Source organism: Sphingomonas sp. ATCC 31555 (assembly GCF_000282895.1).
GTDB lineage: Bacteria > Pseudomonadota > Alphaproteobacteria > Sphingomonadales > Sphingomonadaceae > Sphingomonas.
Window position 1 is genome coordinate 14999 of sequence record NZ_ALBQ01000061.1, and the last position, 15446, is coordinate 30444.

The following is a 15446-nucleotide window of genomic DNA, read 5'->3' on the forward strand; positions in this document are numbered from 1 at the left end:
GCGATCAAACCAGAAAGTAGCTGATCGTCTGGCGCGGCCGGTTCACCAGCGTCGGAATGCCGTTGATGGTGACGTAGCTAGGCTGCTGAATCGGATAGGTCCAAATCAGGCTATTGCCCTCGAAGTGCCAGCGAGCGTCGAAGCCTTCGGAGTTGAAGCCCCCATCTATGCGGCACCAGTCTGGCCGGTGCAGTGCGTACTGGGTGAACCTCGGGTCGTAAATGCTCCCTTGATAGGGCTCACCCGTATAGCCGACGCCGATCGTCACCTGGCCGAGGAACTTCACCAGCGGCGTCGTTTGATCGAAGGTTGGCGTGCCGTCCGACAAGGTCAGCATGAGGCCGGTCGGCATCCTACCAACGCCCCAGGCGCACGCACGGGGCGCCATTTTGATAGAAGGTGAAGACACCTCGCCCGCTGAGTACCGCGCTTCCGTCCTGGTCGGCGCCGGTGATTCGGACATCCCCTACGATGTCGACGCCAGCCCCGGCGTTCGCGTCCGCCCACAGACCGATCAGCGCTCGATTGTTCCCGGCGACGGCAAGCACCTGCCAATACGCTGCGGTGCGCCCGTTCAGCCCGGATATCGCGGCTTCGGATTCCACGATGCGTGCGCGGAGGTTGCTGTCTTCTGTTCCGTTCAGCTTCGCTTCCACGCTGCTGGTCCGGTCCGCAACCGCGCGGACCTGGTCAACTCTGGCTGTCGCTTCCTCACGCACGGCCGCATAGAGAGGGCTATCGGTAGTCTTGTTCAGCTTGGCTTCGACAATGCTTGTGCGATCGGCGAGCGCACGGTCCTGATCCGCTCGAGCGGTCGCTTCGTCCCGCACGGCAGCATAGAGGGGACTATCCGTGGTCTTGTTTAGCTTGGCTTCGACAATGCTAGTGCGATCGGCAAGCGCGCGGTCCTGGTCCGCTCGTGTGATTTCCTCAGTCCCGATTCGGGCAATCACATCCGCGTTCATCACCGTTTGCGTGTCGATCTCGGTGCGCGTTGCGGGCCGGATGCCAGCCTTATGCCAGATAGTTCGTAAAAAGCCGGGAGACGGGTTCGCAAAAGCTTCCCAGCCGGCCATGAGGTAAAGCGAGATACGGGTGCTGTCCTCGGCGCACCAGACCAGTTTGCTGAAGCTCCGATTGGGCCGACCGCCCCTGAACCCAGCGCTGTCTGGGTCTAGCCAAAAGGCGAGTGTGCCAAAGGAATGCTCCGTGCCATTCGACCGATAAAACTGCGCGAGCATGCCGGACCCGCGGGTGTCGCCGTCTTCAAAACGACCTTCCATCTCCAGCACGTACCAACCAACCGGAAATTGGCCCAAGATTTCCTGCCTGACGCCGCAATTCCGACCTTGGCGATCGATTTGGAGCGCATAGGCGCCATAGTGGCCATTCCCAGTCGTTTGGTTCCACCATCCGATGTAGGGGTTGCCTTCAGTTGCCCAGAGTTGCCAGGAGGGCGGCACCCCGTTCACAGCCCACGGCTCTGAGAACACGGCATTTCGATTGAGGAAGGTGCTTCGTGCCGCGCGCGCTTCTACCAACGCAGTTCGACCAGCGATCGCATCCACGGCGTTGACCCGCGCGGTTGCCTCATCTCGAATCTGAGCCCGCAAGCCGCTGTCCTGCCCGCCGCCAAGCTGGGCCTCGGTGACGTCGAGCCGGTAGCTCAGCGCCAGGTCCTGCTGCGCCCGCACGGTCGCCTCGCTGGTGACGCCCGCGTCCGCCCCGTCCGCCGTAGTCTTCACGGCCGCCAAATCGACGGTCAGCGTGCCCTCTGCTCCCTTTGCGCGTGCGACTTCGGCCGCCAAGTCGATGCGCGCTTGCGTCGCATCTTCCTGAGCTTCCGCCGCTTCCAGCCGCGCCAGAGCAACGGCCGCGTCGATCGTCGCCTTGGTGGCGGCAAGCTGGTCGCGAACCGGCACCACGTTGCCGGCGGTGTCCTTGATCGCGTCCGCTACCGCGCTTGCCGGCACCCCACCAACGGAAGTTCCCGGCGGAGCGCCCACGGTCGCGTTGTCCGCCGGCTTGCCTGGACCTGTTATGTTCTCCCACTCGATCGCCGCATTGAACGGCACGGCGGGCGCAGCCTTGGCCAAGCCCTCGATCGTCACCGATGCGATACTGACGCGCTCGCCGAGGGTGACGGTGAAGTCGCGGAAGAAGCCATAGATCGTCAGCGTGTCGAGCTCGGCCGCGCCGATCCACAACGAGGGCTTGCCGCGAAGCGTCGCCAGCCGCCGCATCAGACCGTCGATCCGAGTCGTCGCCACCAGGCTGCGACCTTCCATCTTCTTCGCCCAGGCGCGCTCGATCGGCACGGTCTGGCCGAAATCATCGGTGTTCTTGATGCTGAAGTCGGTGGTGCTGACCGTAGGCGCGTCTTCAAGCTTGCCCAGCCCCTCCCGCGCCCCGATCAGCAGCGTGCCAACAGCGACCGAGCCACCACCAGCGGCAGAGATGGTCACCGTGGCAGTGTCACCGGCGGCGAGCGCAAGGTCGAGGAATAGCGCGGTGGTCTGCTCGCCGCCGATCGTCTGGGTGCGGTCATAGACCGGCGCCTGCACGCGAACGGTGGCGCCAGTCGCGTCGAGCACCGCTATGGCGTCGGCGAAGGTGTCCGGCTTCAGCTGGACCTCGATCGGACCGATCGCCGTGGTGGCTGTGCCGAGCGCCTGATCGAACATCGCCCAGCGGTTCGTCGGGCCGACGTCGAGCCAATGCGTGCTGTTGGTGGCCGGGTTGTGCCCGGCGTTGCTGGCGGTCAGGCTCTCATAGGCGCGGTGCGTCGCCGGCAGGATGACGCGGGCGCCTGCGGCGTAGCTGGTGAGGCTCGAATAGACCGGGTAGTCGCTCTCCGGCACGCTGGACGCCACCAGCGCAGCATCGGTGATTTCAGCCGGGCGAACGACCTGGAAGTCGCTGACGCCGCTCACCGCTGGATCCACGGCGGGCGTGGCGATATCCGCCGCCGGCAGACCGTCGATCGACAGCGAGCAGGTGCTGATACCCTGCAGGCTGATCACCTGCGAGAAGTCTTTGTAAAAGCCGTAGGTGATCAGCCCGGCATTGTCCGCCTTGCCAATCCAGAGCACCGCCTGCGCGCGGAAGGCGGCGAGCTGGCGCTGGATGCTGTCGACAGCCGCTGCCGGGACGCGGCACGTCGCCTCAATCCGCTTCGTCCAGCTACGCTCGACGACGGTCGTGACGCCAAACTCGTCCGTATCGCGGCGGCTGAAGTCAGTCAGGCCGACCGTCGGCGCATCGGCAAGCTTGCCCAGGTCAAGCGCCGTGCCCGTGATCAGCTTCCCGATGATCGCCGCCGCACCCGCGGCTGGCGTGATCGTGATCGTCGCTGACCGGCCCACCCCGGGAAGCAGGCCGAGGAACACCTCGCACGCCGCCGGCACGCTGCGCGTCTGGTCTAGAATGGTCGCGCTGCCTGCGGAGATCTCCAGCCGCACGCTCGCCGCCTGCAGGTCGACGAGTCCAATAGCGTCGACGGCATCCGGCAGCGCGAGCGTCACCACGATCGGGGCCGTAGCGCTGGTGGCAGGACCGGCGGCTGTCTCGAACATGGCCCAGCGGTTTGTCGGGCCTACTTCTGTCCAGAACGTAGCTGCTGTCGCAGGGTTGTTGCCCTGATTGCCGCCGACGGCGCTCTCGAACACCCGGTGAAGTCCCGGCACGATGACGCGCGCGCCCAGCGCATAGGCCACATCGGCCGCCCACGCCGGATGATCATTCTCCGGCACCGAGGACGCCGTCAGACTGATCGGGAGAGGACGAACGACCTTCATGCCGCAGCCACCGCTAGCGCGATGCCGCCGGCGGCCTGATTGACCGTGTCGAGAATCTTCGCCGTCTTGCCGGTGTTGCCCGCCGTCGCGGCGTGGCCGGCGTTATTATCATCGCGCAACTGCCGGACCTCCTGCTTCAGGTCGGATATCAGTGCGATCAGCGACGCGATCGTCGCCGCGCTGTCATTCGAAGGCGAGGCTGCCGCCTGCGCGGTCGCGGCCGCCGCCAGCAGCGCATTGTCCGTAGCCGAGGTTGCGGCGGCGCCCAGTTGGCCGATCGCGCCGTAGGTCGCCTCAAGGCTCGCGGCCGTCTGCGCCTGCACCCGGGCCAGCTCCTGCCGGCTGGTCGCGGCGCTTGTCGCGGCAGCAAGCAGCGCCTGCGACAGCTGCGGCAGCGACTTCGCGGCATCAAGGTCGCCGCCGCGCGCCGCCGCCGTCGCCGCGTTGAACCGTCCCATCAGGCCAGCGAACGTGTTCGCACCAGTGGCGTCGCCGAGCCCGCGGATGCGGCGGACTTCGTCCATGATGCCGTCGCCGACGCTCGTCCACGCCTGCCGCAGTTCTTCGGCAGCCGTCGCGGCGGACTTCGCATCCTGGATTGCCCAGACCTGCAGCTGTAGCGCGCGATTGCTCGCGTCCAGCTTCGCCAGGTCGAGCTTGCGGATTTCGTCGGTTTTGCCCTGCAACTCCAAAATCTGCCGCTCAAGTCCCTGGCGTTCGCTCAGGATGTCCGCGGCGCTCTTGGCGCCTTGCAGCGAGGTCTGGAGGTCGGCGAAGGCGGGGGCGAGCTTCAGGAGCGTCGCATAGGTCGCCTGTCCGGCCGACGTGGTCAGGTCCTGCGCCTCCACCAGCTGGCGGAACGCATCGAGCGTGGAAGGCATCGCGAGGCCCAGGCTGCCGAACACGGTGGAAAGCTGCGCGGTGCGGGCCGCCGCCTGCTCGGCGCTGGTGTAATAGGCCGCAAAATAAGCGGTGGCGGCATCGTTTAGCGCCGACACGCTCTCGAACTGGTCGGCGAGGCCCAGCTTCGCCGCGATGCTCATGCCCCGGGCACTGCTGCCTAGGAGATCAAGAGAGGTACTGACCTGCTCCACCGTCGTGGCGACGCGGGTGAGCGTCTCGAAGGCGCCCTCGCCAACGCGCTGGAATTGCGAGATCAGCGGAAAGGCTGCGGTGGCCATGTTGTCCGCCGCGGCGCCGAACACCGCACTCAGCTTCTCCTGGATTTGCTCGCCGGTCAGCCCCTTCAGGTCGATCTTGCCGATGTTGACGACGAAGCCATTCAGTCGCTGCTGGATCGCGTCCGTGGACTCGCCCAGCGGCACGGCGGCCGCCTTGATCGCATCATTGAAGCTGCGCAGGATCAGCGTGAACTGATTTTCGAGCGCCGGATCAAGGGCGCCGTACGTGGTCGACGACGACCGGCCCGTGACGATGCCGAGGAATTTCTTCGTTTTCGTGACGTCCGAATAGGCCTGGGCGTCGAACCCGCCATTCAGCACGCTGCCGATGCTCTGCGCGCCGCCATAGATCCCGCTCCCGGTCACATCCGTGCGGGTCCCGAACAGGCCGCTGAGCGCGCCGCCGATCAACGGGATTGAGCCGAGCACCGATCCGACCAGGTTGGGCTTGAAGCCGGTGGAGACATTAGCGCTCGCGTTGATGTCGCCGCCGCGCACGATCACGGCTGCTACGCCGCTGATCTGACTGTCGATCGACCGCAGCGATTCGAGCATCTGGCGCGAATAGACGTTGGTCAGCGTGTCGACCTGCTTCAACTCGTCGATCGCGCGCTTCAGGCTCTCGCTCTGCGCCGTGCTATCCCCAAAGACGGTGCCGGTTCCGGTGTTCGTCGGCGCCTGCTTGGGGCGGCTCCCACCAAATGCGCCACCGATGGCGATCCCCAGCGACGCAATGACCGCCGCAGTCGCCGCGCCGGCCGCGATGTTGAGCGGGAACGGGAGCGAGGCGATCGCTTTGGCGACAGCCTCCACACCATGCGCGGCAGCGCGGGCTCCGCTCTTGAGGATCGAGCTGCCGGTTTCGATCGCATCCTGCGCCATCGCCCGCACCGAAAGTGCAAACTCGACGGCGCGGAACGCCTTCTCAGCTGCAGCCATCGACCTGTAGCCAGCCGTGTTCTCGCCGAAGAACCGCTTCGCGGCGTTGGCGGCATCGCCGAACGCGCCGACCTGCATCGTCGCGGTGCGAAGCGCGAATCTTGCATTCTCGCGGAGTGCCGCGGCTTCCCGCTCCCGCGCGTCGACGATACCGTCGATACGGCTCAGTTCCAGCTTGTGCGATGCCGCGACCGCTTCATGGTCGGCACGATACTCGGCAAACACCGATGCCAGGTCACCGAGCGCCCTTCCAGCCTCGCCGAACGAATCCGCCATGCCTTGGCCGGCCCTCTGCACGTTGCGCGCAATCAGGTCCCACCGGTCGGCGGCGAACGTCAGCGATTCGTTATAGGCGTCCTGGGCTTGCGCATTGGCCAGCGTCTGGACAGCGATATCGCCCTGCAGCTTCACATAGGCGTCGACCTGTGCGGGATCGACGCCGGACAACCCTACGGTCTCCTGTCGAGCTCGAAACTCCGCCATGGATCGCTCGCGCACATCGGCAGCCGCGATGACAAGCCGAAACTCCTCGCGAAGTTCGGCGAGGCGGTCGCTGCCGGTCTGGATCGATGCGTTGAGCCGTGCCCGGCTCTCGGCGACAGTAAGGCGGACTCGTGCCGCGCGCTGATCGTCCAGCGCCTGCGTTGCGCGCGCCGCCTCATCAGCCAACCCACGCTGCTGTGCAGCTTGTACCGCGGCGAGCAGCGGCAAGTCGGCAATTTGATCGCGCACCATGTCCGCCGCCTGCGACGCCGGCACCAGCCCGGACGCGATGGCGGCATTCACCCGCTCCTGCACTCCGGCCTGGTCGCGCAACGATGCCGTGGCCTTCGTCGCATCGGAGACGCGCTGCGCGATCTCCAAGCGGATCTGTCGGTTGACGAACAGCGCGGCATCGCCGCGCTTGTTGATCGCGTCAGATTCCGCCTTCATTCGCGCTTCGGCAATCAGTGCCTCGGCGCCAGAAACCCCATAGGCGTCGGCAAGCGCATAGAGGTTGCGGATCTGCGCCTCGATCGCGCGGTTCTCCCGTCCCAGGCGCTCGGCGAGCTTGTCGCTCTTTGCCTTTTCGGGATCGAGATAGCCCTTCTTCTCGGCATCCTTGCGGATCCGATCCTGAGCGTTCCTGCGGGCTTGAGCGATCACCGCGCCTGCGGCGTTGCCAAGATAGTCGGTCTTCATCGACTCGCCGAGCGTCGCGCGGAACGCGTCGCCGAAGTCTTTGGCAGCCCCTGCATACTGGTTCTTGACGCGCTCGATCTGCGGCGCACCCAGTTCCGGGAGCTGCATGAACGAAGGAAGGATCTTGTTGGCCTGTGCGCCCAGCCAGTTGATACCCTCTATGGCTTTGCGCACCATCATGTTGATGGCGTCGATGTTCAGATTGACGACGCTGAAGAACACGTCGCCCAGCGCTGCCGGCAACTGGCTCCACGTTGCTTTGATCGCACCGAACCCGCCCACAAACGCACCAATCACAAAGTTGACCGACGTTTTGGCGCCGGCGCCGACCGCTTCCAGCCACCCCTTCATAACCGTCCAGGTCGAGGTGACGGCCGGGCCTATGCCGTCCCAGATGGCGCGGCCCGCGACTTGGAAGACCGCCTTGGTCGTGTCCCCGTAGGTCACCGTCACGTTGTCGAGTTGCCTGATCTGCTTCTCAGTCAAGCCCAGCGATGCGGCATATTGCTTCATGCTGCTGCCGCTGTTCGCGGCCTTGTTCATGAGCGCGATCGATCCCGCCACAGCGCCGGCCGTAGCGGCCAAACCCAGCAGGATCGGATTGGTGACGACGGCGATCAGCGCAGCCTTCGACACTTCGCCGATCGAGCGCGCGAAGCCCTTCAGCCCGCCCTCGGCCATCATGCCGACCTGCGCGATCTGGAAGCCTTGCTGAATGAAGATCGTCATCGGCTTCTGACCGGTGAGCAAACCGCCGATCACGTCGGGCAGCTGAACCGCCACTGATTGCAGGGCGAAGGCGTTGTTCCGGCCTGCCTTGGCTGCCAGGTCTTGCTGATCTGCAACACCGCGCAGGCGCTGGGTCAGCACCTCCTGCTGGCGAGCATATTCAGCGGGGGCAGTGACGCCGGCATGATAGAGCCGGGTGGACTCCGCGATCTCGGCATTCAGCCGCTTCGTGGCCGCATAGAGCGGATCCGTGGCCATGCGCAGCTTCTCGGCAGCAGCCGCATCAGCTTCCTGCGCGGCCTGCGATCCACGGACCTGTGCGACCAAGTCAGCATGCTCGCGCGCCAGCCGTGTGGCGGCGTCAGCTTCTGCCCGCATCGATACACTGTGCGCATCGCGGGCGCTGCGAAGGGTTTCAAGGCTGGCGGTCAGGCGGTTTGCGGCGTCGGTGTTGCCGTGTTTGGCGGCGGTCGCGGCCAGTTCCTCGACGCGCGCCTCGCGCTGCTGCTCCCGGCTGCGGCCGACGGCTGCGGTCTCCCGATCGATCTGACCGATCAGGCGCTCGATCGCCTGTTCGGTGCGCAGCTTCTCGGCGCGCGTCTCGCGCTCTGCGCGGGTGGTAGCGGCGGTGATCGTAGACATCCGGCCGACGATCGCTCCCGCATCGATCATGCTGCTGGTCTGGCGCTCGATGTTTCCGGCCATGCGCACCGCGGCTGTTTCCGTCGTGTCCAGCGCGCCGCGCAGCTCGGCGAGAGCTGCCTCCGAAGAGGACGGGTCGATCGTGAAGCCGACCTCGAGCATTGGGCTACCGTCGTCCATGCGCGGCCTCCACGGAAAAAGCCCCGCCGAAGCAGGGTTAGAATGAATGGTGTCGGTGAAGTAGTTGGACCGAGCGAAGAGCTATATCAGGGCAGCCGTCTCGGCCTTATTGATCGTGTGGTTAAAAGGTTGGGCAACTAATCTTCAATGTCGGCCGCTTTGATGACCGCCGAAGTTCGCCCATCCAGCCACTCCGCCTTTGAGAATTTCACAGCCACAAGGTATCGGCTGATCCACACATCTACAGGTTCGTCAACGGTCGCATCAGCAACCAGAGGCATCGAGAGAACGGGCGACTTACTGTTAGCCGCAGAGACGAGGATTCCGCGTAGTCGCAGCCGTAGAGCGGCGCTCAGGCTGCGTGCGGCGGGACCATCAAGGGTGGCGCTGAAAGCGATCGGCCTTCTGCTGTAGAACTTGCCTGGAAGAAGAATGCCATAATAAGCGCCGCGGCGCTTCGTCATTGCTACCTTGGCGCCAAAGGCATTCTGGCCAACACCTCGCGTTTCCTTTTCCTCTCGAACAAGATCAATCCCGTCATCCATGGTCGGCGTCGAGGCCACAAGGGTCTGCGTATTCTTATCGTATCTAACGCTTATTGCTCGCGCGGGAAGGTCTACAACGAATTCACGACCGACATACTGAATCGTATGATCCTCACTGAACTGGTCGCCTTCTTCTTTGGCCTTCAGCCGAGCGATCGCCACAATATCAGCGCCCGTCAAAACACCCGATGAAAGGATCTGATGTTGCGGCGGGGTGTTATTGCGGTGCTGTGCAGTGGCCGATCCGCACACCAGGCAAAGTAGAAAAACGGCCGCGCGCATGACACCTCCCCAGCTTTCTAGGAGGTATAGCTGTGAGATCAGCCGAGCACCATCCGCAACTGCTGTTCGCCTATCTCGCGCTCGCGCTGCGTCACTTCAGCACGCCAGGGCGGCGGGCAGGTCTCGCTTTCGGCGCGGTGCTGCTCGGCAACATATTCCACCGACAGCTGCCGCAGCAAACGCACTTCCCACCTGCTGAGCTCGATGCCGGTCGCTTGCTGCCAGTCCGCGATCGATCGCCAGCTGATCGGCCCAATGCCCATGCCGGCCGGTTCGGTCAGGCCGATTTCCATCAGCCGTTCGACGACATGCGGCATAGGATTTGGCGGCATCCTGATCGGCAAGCCATCGCGCTTCATTCGCGCGGCGCGGCTCACTCTCGGCGCATCCGCCTGTGTCTGCGCCCGCTGCGATCGCTCATCCGGCTTTGGCGCGGTGTTCAGCCACGCCAAATGCCGGACATAGAGGGTCAGGCGGCGGCTGACTTTCCCGCGAAGGCGCTCCACTGGCCCAGGCTCTGCACCACTTGGCGAGTGATGAAGCCAAGCCGCGGATCCGCGTAAACGGCACGGTAGAGCTCAGGGCCACTCATGCCGCCGTCGCCATAGGTGAAATTCTCGAAACCCGCGGTGATCATCGTCAGGTCGTCGGCAGTGTCGCGCTGCCGCTCTTCCGCGGTGACAGGCACATAATCGCCGTCATTCGCCTTCAGTCGCGCCGCGCTGCGGGTCGCCTGTCGGGTCTCCAGGCCGGCAAATGCCTTGCTGGCGGGGCCATAGATGACGATCCGGACCGGCTTGGTGCGCTCGGCATCGGCATAAAGCGGCTCGCCGGTAGCGCTCTTGATGTGGATTGCGGCGGTCTCGCTGACCGCCTGGCTGGTGATATCGAACATGGGACTTCCTTCGCGGTAGGATGGTGCACCGGCCCGCCGCGCGTCCCGCGATCACGCGAACGGGCCGGTACAAAGGTATTGCCGGCGTCGCGGGCGCCGGTGGGGAATGGGTTACGGAGCGGCGACCTTGACGATGTCGGTGCAGATCTCGAGCACCGGATTCGCCATTATCATCGTATCTGCGCCGCCCACCGTTTCCGGCATGCCGAACACACGGGTCCCGAAATAGCGGATCGCACCGTCCGAGTAGGTCACCTTGACCGAATAGAGATCCTGGCTCGGATCCTCGGCGGCGGTCTGCATCAGCGCCTGGCCAGCGTCCTCGCTATCGAGTTTCAGAGGCACGGTCAGCGCACCATTGTCGCGCGAGCCCTTGTACTTCTCTTTGGCACCATCGAGTGGCTGGAACTCCACCTTGGCGAAGCTGGCGCCGAATGCGCCGAGCTGCTCGACGCCGCCGACGGTGGTAAAGGTCAGCGCGGCATAGCCGGTGGCATTTTCGCTGGCGGGCTGTTCCGCCGAAATGGCGAGCTTCGTGCCCGCCGCGGTCTGAGAGGACATCGTATTTCTCCTGGAAGGCGAGCCGGACACGCCGGCGGGGGCCGCACCCGGTCACCCGGGCCCGGGGTTCACGCGGCGGCGTTCTTCGCTGCCGTCTTGGTCTCGGGATTGGCGCCAGCAGCGGGCTTGCCCGCGGCCTTGGCTTCATCGTGGTCGGGGCTCGCGATCAGGCCGGCGGCTTCGTAATTGGCGAACTCACCTTCGGTGAAATCATACGTCTTGCCGGCGGCGAACCGCTTCTTGGTGCCGGCGTCGCGAAACGCCTTCAGGGCGATGCCCTTCTTGTCGGACATGGTCGGTCTCCATTTCGGGGGTGTGCTGGCACGGCGGTCCGCCGGCCATTTCACGCGTGATAGTGGACGCGGAAATCCTGGGTCTGGTCGAACGTGTTGGCCGGCCCGCGCATATCGGGGCCGCGGCCAGCGGTGAGGATGGAGACGTTGTCGAAGTCGGCGATTGTGCCGGTCTTCCCGGCGCAACAATCCACGACCAGCTTCATCATCAGCTTCTGGTCTGCGTAGCTCGCGGCGCGCACCTTTACCGATACGCGCTCGCTCTGCGGTGTCGTCTCGCCGCGCACCAGCGACTGCCGCTCGGTCAGGCTCGTCGAGGTGATCAGCAGCGCCGGCAAGGTGACATCTTCGGGTAGCGCGCCCGATTTGATGCTCGCCAGCGCAACCTTCTCCAGGATCGCTGCGTCGGCGCGGATCAGTGTTCCGATGATGGTGGTCCCGCTCATGGCGCGTCCTCCGGCTCATCTGCCCCGACGATCTTCCCGCCGACGATCCGGCTGTTGATGTACGCCTGCGCGGCCTTGATCGCGTCTGCGGCGCGGATATCCAGCGCTGGCCGGAGGAACGGGCTTGGGCGCGCGCCAGGGTGGTAGACCGTCTCGCCGACGAACTTGCCGCCGATTACGAGCGAACCCGCCTTCGCCAGCTTATTGATCCGACCGATGCTACGGCCCTGACGTTGATCCTCGGCGACACGGATGAAGTGCGGTTCGGTCCCCCATTCCTGCCAGACGCCTAGTGAGTAGCTCCATCCCTGGCGGACGGTGATCTTCACCACGATACGGCCGTCACGAGACGAACTGCGAAGCACAACGGCATCGCGAACCTCATTGGCTAGCGCTCGCTCGCGCGCCTCGTCAGCGACGATCTCCCCGCCTGCGCGGCCCGCGCCACGTAGCAGCTTGGTCTCGATGTCCTGGGGCAGTTGATCGAGATAGCGATCGAGATGCGCCTTACCTCGGACGGTCACCATCAGGCGGGGTTCCCAGCGGGGCGATAGTCCTCGACCATGAGCTCGAGCCCGTCGCGGTTGCCGAGCGTCGCCGGCCCCGAGACGATCTGCATGATGCGCTCGGGCACGCCCTTCCTTAGCAGTACCAGGCGCATGTCCGACCTCACGTCGTCACGGTACCGGATCCTGACGCGCGCCGGGCGCGCCGCAACGTTGATCCCTTCCGCCAAGCGCTCGCCGCGGCTCGGCAGCACGTCTTGCACCTCGGCCCAAACTTCCTTCACGAGCTCCCAGGTGCCCGAGCCCGCCCCGTCTAGGCTGGTGTCTGGTACTGGGCGCTCGATCCGCACCCGGCGGTTGAGCTTGGAGGGGTCGAAGACCGACGTCATGCGAGAGCCGGTTGCCGGAAGCGGGCGAGCAGTGCCCGCGCCGCGGTTTGCGCATGCTCGTAGCCGCCTTCCCGCTTCCCCAACATGCCGGCGACCAGCACGATGATGGCCTCGATCATGGAGTGCGGGACCTCGCCGGCGTCGTATCCTGCGGTGTAGGCAACGGTTACGCCGCCACCAGACCGGAGCGGCGGCCACCCGGAAGCGCTGGGGTAGATGCGGAGCCCATCGCGAGCGGGCAAGAACCCGCCCTGCGCAAGCCTCGCAGCACCGGCAGGGCCATCGTAGGTGATCGAATCAATGGACACGACTGGTCGGCGGTAGAGCTCGAGATGTACTCCCCAGCCTTGGAAGTGCTGAACCAACGTACGCTGCGCGACAATCCAGCCGGTATAATCCTCTACCCACTCGCGCGCCGCGCGGATCTTCTGCTCAATGAGAGGATCCTCCTCGTCCTCCTCAATCTTGCAGTGCCGCCGCACCTGCTCGACGGTGACCGGCTCCACGATCGGCAGCGATGCCGGGCGCCCGTCATCGATCAGCGCCGCGTAGGCGGCGACCACTTCCGCGTCGGTGGCGCTCTCCGGCAAGCCGACGATCTGGCGCATCTCCGCGATCGTCATTCAATCACCTCGAAACGCGCGGTGTAGAAGGGACCGGAAGGGTCCTTCGTGGTGGTCAGCCGGACGGGCTGGCCGCCGAGCATGCCGCCCTTTACGCTCTCCGGCCGCGCTGTTGAGCGGTTCGGAAGGAACGACACCCTGTTGCCCTGCACGCCAGCCACTCCAGAGAACACCCCGGCGATTTCCAGCTGGGCGCGGCGGCCGTTGTCGATCTTCACAGCTGCCGCACCGTCAGGACCGCCGTGCGCTCGTAGCGCTTCGCCGGACTGCCATCGGTAAGCACCCGCACCGACAGCGGCAGTTGCACCCCGCCAGCTGCAAATTGTGCTGCCTCCCAATAAGCCTGATCGATCAGGAACCACACCTGGACCTTCTGACCCCCGACATCGATGATTGGGCGGTAATTGGCCGACTCATCGATGGCGATGCCGAGGAGTGCCGCCGTCGGGGACACCTTGATCGCCTCGATCTTGGCGATGCTTTCGCCTTCATCGAGTAGATCGGAGAAGTCAATCGCATAGGGCGCATGGTCGCCAGGGTCGTACGGCTGCGCCCAGGCCGCGGCGCCGAACGGCAGACCGCTCGCGCGCGCGACGGCTGCCGGCACGATCGTCATCACCGCCGTGCGGTCCGACGTCGCAATCACGTTGCCCTTCTGGCTCGTGCTGCCGTCGTCGACGGTGAACAAGCCAAGGGCGATCAGGTGCGTCAGCATGGCGCGCCTCCTATCAGCCAGGAATAATGCGGACCGTCGGGAGCAGGTCGGACGTAGAGGCCAACGTGATCGCACCGCGGGCGACCATGACGGCGAACAGGCTGGTGCCGGTTGGCAGGCGGAATGGCAGGCCAACCGCCACGTTCTGGCCGAGCGCAGCTGCACCAAGCGACGTCCAGCTGCTGAGCGAGACGACGCCGATCACCTTGTCATAATCGGCGGGCGCGACGTTGAGCGCGGCCTTGTCGGTAAAGGTTGAGGCAGTCGGATCGGCCGAGAAGATGATCAAGTCGATCTGCGCGGTGTTTGCCGACTTGCAGAGAACGCTCGCGGCTTGGATCAAGCTGGCCGCGCCAGCCGTGCGGGCGACACCCGGGAACTGGAACTTCGTGCCCAGGACGTTGCCCGCCGCATATGTGCCCGCGCTCGTTGCCGGCGGTGCGGCAGGCGCGCAGACCAGCACGTCGCCGCCCGTCTTGCCGATATAGTTCTCGCCCGCCGGCGTCGGCGCGGCGAGCAAACCTTCTACGCCATCGAGATGACCTTCAAGCTGATCGACGAAGCCATTGGTCAGGGTGAGCAAGTCGGCAATCGCCTTGAGGCGCCCAAGCAGGGTATTTGCCGCCGGGGCAGCCGTAACAAGCCCCATCGCATCGGCACCGGCCGCGTCGTTCAGCAGGTTCTGGGGGAATTTGACGCCGCCGATATCCTTGGCGGCGAGCACGGTCGCGTCGGCAACCGGTGTGGTCAGGTTGTCGGGCATTGTCGGCTCCTAATCGAGATCAGAGATTGGCCGGCCGGGCGTCACGGCCCCGCTTGACAGCCAGCTGCCAGCTCTCGCCGGTGTCAGGTTTGGCTGCGGTGTCTTCGTTCGCGATCCACAGTGATCCAGCCCAGGTGACGGCATCGCCGGCCTTGTACTGACCTTCGCGCCAGACGCCGCGGTAGATGGTCACCGGGATCGCCAGTTCAAACGACTTCGAAAGGCCGCCGGCGCTGAAGGACAGACGGATCGTGCGCCCGCCGTCAGCGCTCTCGACGGAGAGATCATCGAGCGAGAAGGCATCCTTAGGCTTCGGAATCGCGTCGACCATTTCCTGCAACTGGCGCTGCAACGCTGCCATATCGGCATCCCGGCCGACGACTTGGCCCAGCTTACGGATCGATCCGTCGGTCAGGGTGAGCACCAGCTCGCCAGAGCGATCGATGAGCGCGTCTGCTAGACCAACGCCGTCCCCGGCGGGCGGCAGCGCGGCGACGGCTTCGTCGATCATCGAGCGAACCACCGCTGGATCAACGCTCTCGCCATCCTTCGGCGCGGGCAGCGCGGCAACAGCGCGCTGCACCGTTTCCTCGATCAGAGGCGCCAAATCCTCCGCAGTGATTGCTTCCGGCGCTGACGGAGGCGGTAGGGCAGCAACCGCCTCATCGACCATGCCCCGGACAACCGCCGGGTCGACACTCTCGCCGTCCTTCGGTGCGGGTAATGCCGCAACCGCGCGCTGTACCGTTTCCTCGATCAGATGCGCCAAATCCTCCGC

Annotated in this window: 16 protein-coding genes; all 16 read right to left on the reverse strand. The window is 65.1% G+C overall.

Going from position 1 to position 15446, the window contains the following annotated elements; genetic code table 11:
* Nucleotides 1-4: 4 nt before the first annotated feature.
* Nucleotides 5-352 carry a hypothetical protein gene (locus B215_RS0118950; RefSeq protein ID WP_019371224.1) on the reverse strand — a complete coding sequence of 116 codons (348 nt, stop codon included), beginning with the start codon at nucleotides 350-352 and terminating at the stop codon, nucleotides 5-7.
* Between the two features lies 1 nt (nucleotide 353).
* Entirely contained in the window at nucleotides 354-3797 is a 3444-nt protein-coding gene (locus B215_RS0118955) for a hypothetical protein (protein ID WP_019371225.1), read from the reverse strand.
* Entirely contained in the window at nucleotides 3794-8650 is a 4857-nt protein-coding gene (locus tag B215_RS0118960) for a phage tail length tape measure family protein (RefSeq protein ID WP_152997707.1), read from the reverse strand. The genes B215_RS0118955 and B215_RS0118960 overlap by 4 nt, the downstream gene beginning before the upstream one ends.
* A 137-nt stretch (nucleotides 8651-8787) precedes the next feature.
* On the reverse strand, nucleotides 8788-9477 hold the full coding sequence (locus B215_RS0118965; RefSeq protein WP_152997708.1) for a hypothetical protein: 690 nt from the start codon (nucleotides 9475-9477) through the stop codon (nucleotides 8788-8790).
* 38 nt (nucleotides 9478-9515) lie between these two features.
* Complete coding sequence (locus B215_RS20490) at nucleotides 9516-9809, reverse strand: phage tail assembly chaperone (RefSeq protein WP_236704378.1); 294 nt, start codon at nucleotides 9807-9809, stop codon at nucleotides 9516-9518.
* A gap of 137 nt (nucleotides 9810-9946) precedes the next feature.
* A complete protein-coding gene (locus tag B215_RS0118975; protein ID WP_019371229.1) occupies nucleotides 9947-10372 on the reverse strand; it encodes a hypothetical protein in 426 nt (141 codons plus the stop codon).
* A 111-nt stretch (nucleotides 10373-10483) separates the two neighbouring features.
* Nucleotides 10484-10933, reverse strand: a complete 450-nt coding sequence (locus tag B215_RS0118980; protein ID WP_019371230.1) for a hypothetical protein — start codon at nucleotides 10931-10933, stop codon at nucleotides 10484-10486.
* Nucleotides 10934-11001: 68 nt separating this feature from the next.
* Entirely contained in the window at nucleotides 11002-11226 is a 225-nt protein-coding gene (locus B215_RS0118985) for a hypothetical protein (RefSeq protein WP_019371231.1), read from the reverse strand.
* A gap of 50 nt (nucleotides 11227-11276) precedes the next feature.
* Nucleotides 11277-11672 (reverse strand): hypothetical protein, encoded by a 396-nt coding sequence (locus B215_RS0118990; protein WP_019371232.1) that lies wholly within the window; start codon nucleotides 11670-11672, stop codon nucleotides 11277-11279.
* Complete coding sequence (locus B215_RS0118995; RefSeq protein ID WP_019371233.1) at nucleotides 11669-12199, reverse strand: hypothetical protein; 531 nt, start codon at nucleotides 12197-12199, stop codon at nucleotides 11669-11671. The genes B215_RS0118990 and B215_RS0118995 overlap by 4 nt, the downstream gene beginning before the upstream one ends.
* Complete coding sequence (locus tag B215_RS0119000; protein ID WP_019371234.1) at nucleotides 12199-12567, reverse strand: phage head closure protein; 369 nt, start codon at nucleotides 12565-12567, stop codon at nucleotides 12199-12201. Before B215_RS0119000 ends, B215_RS0118995 begins: the two co-directional genes overlap by 1 nt.
* Entirely contained in the window at nucleotides 12564-13190 is a 627-nt protein-coding gene (locus tag B215_RS0119005; protein ID WP_019371235.1) for a head-tail connector protein, read from the reverse strand. Before B215_RS0119005 ends, B215_RS0119000 begins: the two co-directional genes overlap by 4 nt.
* The gene (locus B215_RS0119010) at nucleotides 13187-13408 is read right to left on the reverse strand and encodes a hypothetical protein (protein WP_019371236.1); all 222 of its coding nucleotides are present in this window, start codon (nucleotides 13406-13408) and stop codon (nucleotides 13187-13189) included. The genes B215_RS0119005 and B215_RS0119010 overlap by 4 nt, the downstream gene beginning before the upstream one ends.
* A complete protein-coding gene (locus tag B215_RS0119015) occupies nucleotides 13405-13905 on the reverse strand; it encodes a phage fiber-tail adaptor protein (RefSeq protein WP_019371237.1) in 501 nt (166 codons plus the stop codon). The genes B215_RS0119010 and B215_RS0119015 overlap by 4 nt, the downstream gene beginning before the upstream one ends.
* A gap of 13 nt (nucleotides 13906-13918) precedes the next feature.
* Nucleotides 13919-14668, reverse strand: a complete 750-nt coding sequence (locus B215_RS0119020; RefSeq protein ID WP_019371238.1) for a hypothetical protein — start codon at nucleotides 14666-14668, stop codon at nucleotides 13919-13921.
* Between the two features lie 19 nt (nucleotides 14669-14687).
* Nucleotides 14688-15446, reverse strand: a 759-nt coding sequence (locus tag B215_RS0119025; protein ID WP_019371239.1) for a hypothetical protein, incomplete at its 5' end; no start/stop codon positions are given.

Excerpts from the sequence above, each read along its gene's own strand:
- B215_RS0118950 (WP_019371224.1), bottom strand. The coding sequence starts at position 352 with ATGCCGACCGGCCTCATGCTGACCTTGTCGGACGGCACGCCAACCTTC.
- B215_RS0118955 (WP_019371225.1), bottom strand. The coding sequence starts at position 3,797 with ATGAAGGTCGTTCGTCCTCTCCCGATCAGTCTGACGGCGTCCTCGGTG.
- B215_RS0118960 (WP_152997707.1), bottom strand. The coding sequence starts at position 8,650 with ATGGACGACGGTAGCCCAATGCTCGAGGTCGGCTTCACGATCGACCCG.
- B215_RS0118965 (WP_152997708.1), bottom strand. The coding sequence starts at position 9,477 with ATGCGCGCGGCCGTTTTTCTACTTTGCCTGGTGTGCGGATCGGCCACT.
- B215_RS20490 (WP_236704378.1), bottom strand. The coding sequence starts at position 9,809 with ATGCCGCCAAATCCTATGCCGCATGTCGTCGAACGGCTGATGGAAATC.
- B215_RS0118975 (WP_019371229.1), bottom strand. The coding sequence starts at position 10,372 with ATGTTCGATATCACCAGCCAGGCGGTCAGCGAGACCGCCGCAATCCAC.
- B215_RS0118980 (WP_019371230.1), bottom strand. The coding sequence starts at position 10,933 with ATGTCCTCTCAGACCGCGGCGGGCACGAAGCTCGCCATTTCGGCGGAA.
- B215_RS0118985 (WP_019371231.1), bottom strand. The coding sequence starts at position 11,226 with ATGTCCGACAAGAAGGGCATCGCCCTGAAGGCGTTTCGCGACGCCGGC.
- B215_RS0118990 (WP_019371232.1), bottom strand. The coding sequence starts at position 11,672 with ATGAGCGGGACCACCATCATCGGAACACTGATCCGCGCCGACGCAGCG.
- B215_RS0118995 (WP_019371233.1), bottom strand. The coding sequence starts at position 12,199 with ATGGTGACCGTCCGAGGTAAGGCGCATCTCGATCGCTATCTCGATCAA.
- B215_RS0119000 (WP_019371234.1), bottom strand. The coding sequence starts at position 12,567 with ATGACGTCGGTCTTCGACCCCTCCAAGCTCAACCGCCGGGTGCGGATC.
- B215_RS0119005 (WP_019371235.1), bottom strand. The coding sequence starts at position 13,190 with ATGACGATCGCGGAGATGCGCCAGATCGTCGGCTTGCCGGAGAGCGCC.
- B215_RS0119015 (WP_019371237.1), bottom strand. The coding sequence starts at position 13,905 with ATGCTGACGCACCTGATCGCCCTTGGCTTGTTCACCGTCGACGACGGC.
- B215_RS0119020 (WP_019371238.1), bottom strand. The coding sequence starts at position 14,668 with ATGCCCGACAACCTGACCACACCGGTTGCCGACGCGACCGTGCTCGCC.